This window comes from Microcoleus sp. N9_A1 (assembly GCF_036701795.1).
In the GTDB taxonomy this organism is placed as follows: domain Bacteria; phylum Cyanobacteriota; class Cyanobacteriia; order Cyanobacteriales; family Microcoleaceae; genus Microcoleus.
This window is the reverse complement of sequence record NZ_JAUBRI010000179.1, coordinates 1-1590: the sequence shown is the minus strand read 5'-3', so window position 1 is coordinate 1590 and position 1590 is coordinate 1. Positions and strand designations below refer to the sequence as shown.

Sequence of the window (1590 nt, the reverse complement as noted above, 5' to 3'; positions counted from 1 at the left end):
CAACCGTGTCTGCGGTTCTATAGCCTGCGGTCTACGGTTTGAGCGCCTGACTCTTTTAAGATACAAGGGGCGGGTTTTACCGAAAATCTGTGATGACATTCATAATATAAATAAACCCGCCCCCCACAACCAAAGAAGGAGGAGGGCGGGTTTATTTATCTCTTTAATTACCCGAAATATCTTTCGTGAAACCCGCCCCTACAAGTAATATATATTGTTTTTCACACAAAACAGTAATCCCGCCACCTGGGTAGCGGGATTGATAGGTTGCAGTTTAGCTAGTTTTGAACTCAGCTAGAGCTACAATTAGCTCGCTGCTGAATTAGCTCATGTTAGCCATTTCTTGCTGCATCGTGCTTTTGGCTGCTTTAAATTTAGTAGCCATTTGTTCCATTTGTGCTTCGCTCAGGTTGCGGCGAATTTGAGGGAACATATCGCCTTCTTCTTGCTTGACGTGATCCTGAACCGCTGTTTTGAGCTGTTTGATTTGAGCTTTGAAATCAGAAGAACTGGGGTTCATAGCCTTGATTTTGGCGAGCATTTGCTTCATTTCTGCTTGCTCGTCGTACAGTTCTTGGGTATCAGTGTAGTAGCTGCGAACTGCGGGATAAACAATTTGTTCTTCGGCTTCTGCGTGAACGCTGAGGTCTTTGTAAATTTGACCGAAGAATTCTTGCAATTTTTTCGGATCGTCGGTTTTTTCGATTTCCATAAATAGGGTATCGACTTTGCGGTGATCCATTGTGATGATTTCGACGATGTTCATCTCATCTTTGGTGCGGGTGACAGCACCGCCGATGATGCCGGTCATGGCTGCCATTGCATCTTGCACGCGAGCCCAAACGCCTTGGTCGGGGTCTTTGCCGGTCAGTTCGCGCACGCCTAAAATTTCGAGAACTCCTTTGAGTTGTTCTTGGTGAGCGCGGTTCTCAAAGTTAACGGTGTTGAGGGGGGTAATGGCTGCTTCGATGTCGGCGCCGACTACTTGAGCGGCTTTATGAATTAACAAGCCGGCCATTGTTTGTTGGTGTTTGAGCAGTTCGTGCTGACCGACTTTTTCAAACATTGTGAGTTCAGAACCTTTCATTAGTTTCTGAACTGCTTCGATCATTTTTGTGGTGGTTTCTTTGGGCTCGGATTGAATGCCATATTGGATGATGGTTGTTTCCAATACGCCCAAGTTTTTGCGATCGTCCTCAAGCATATCCCGGAAGCGCTGGGCTAGTTCGGAGTCGTTGCAGGAATTGATGAACAATTGCTCGTTGGCGATCAACAAGTTTTGCAGCGCTTTCATGTCTGCTAATTTAGTCGCGATCGCTTGACGCTTGGTATCTTCTAAGGTAGCTACCATCTGTCGTGTCTCCTCTGGATGTCTTTAGTGTTCTTATATTTCTTAATTTATTGAAATATTCTGATAACATCCTCTTTCTCCCGACTGATTCATTAATATCCCGCGCAACCTATTGACTTTTGAGCAAAAAAAGGGTAAGTACTTGAGACTGCTTGAAAAAAATGGCTCTTCTGTACTTATCGCTGCTCAAATATTAGTTAAGTGTTGATAAGAATTGTGCTACCAGAATAAATTATGAA

Annotated in this window: 1 protein-coding gene; it reads right to left on the bottom strand. The window is 44.3% G+C overall.

Annotated elements, in window-relative coordinates:
* Positions 1-322: 322 nt before the first annotated feature.
* Positions 323-1351 carry a hemerythrin domain-containing protein gene (locus QUA58_RS31265; RefSeq protein WP_333251838.1) on the bottom strand — a complete coding sequence of 343 codons (1029 nt, stop codon included), beginning with the start codon at positions 1349-1351 and terminating at the stop codon, positions 323-325.
* Between the last annotated feature and the right edge of the window lie 239 nt (positions 1352-1590).

What these genes read in the sequence shown, in the direction of transcription:
- QUA58_RS31265 (WP_333251838.1), bottom strand. Translation starts at nt 1,351, where the DNA reads ATGGTAGCTACCTTAGAAGATACCAAGCGTCAAGCGATCGCGACTAAA.